General features: G+C 64.0%; 1 protein-coding gene. It reads left to right on the top strand.

What is annotated here, in order from left to right; genetic code table 11:
- Positions 1-43: 43 nt before the first annotated feature.
- The coding region (locus tag EN852_RS34950) for a GNAT family N-acetyltransferase (protein ID WP_348643517.1) at positions 44-509 on the top strand (466 nt) is incomplete at its 3' end.

Here is a 509-nt window from a genome sequence, read left to right as displayed (position 1 = left end):
CGACAGCATCAACGAACTCACCGTTCGGCATGGCTTTGGCCCGATGGCGGCGGCAAGCCCTCCCAACTTCCAGCTGTTTTCGCTCAAGGACGACCCCGATGGCCTGTGGGTCGCGGAAGACGGCGGCGATATCCTGGGCTTCGCCTGGAGCTGGGCCTGCGACGATCTATGGTTCCTCGCCCAGCTGTTCGTCGATCCGGCCCGGCAGGGCCACGGCATCGGCAATGCGCTGCTGGAACGAACCGTGGAACACGCCCGCAAATCGGGCGCCGCCGACAAAGCGCTTATCACCTTTACCTTCAACCCTGTCTCGCAGGGGCTTTACATGCGGCACGGCCTGTTTCCCAAAACGCCGGTCTACCTTCTCGGTGCCGCGCGCGAACGGGTGATGAAGGCGTTGCCGGAGCCGCCGTTGCGCGCCGTCGAAATCGACGACAGCGCCGCGACGATGGAAAAACTCGTCGAGATCGATCGTCGCGCGCTGGGCGTCTCGCGAGAGAAGCATCATC

Origin of the sequence: Mesorhizobium sp. M2E.F.Ca.ET.209.01.1.1 (assembly GCF_004010375.2) — a bacterium.
In the GTDB taxonomy this organism is placed as follows: domain Bacteria; phylum Pseudomonadota; class Alphaproteobacteria; order Rhizobiales; family Rhizobiaceae; genus Mesorhizobium.
This window is presented reverse-complemented; position numbering and strand designations above follow the sequence as displayed.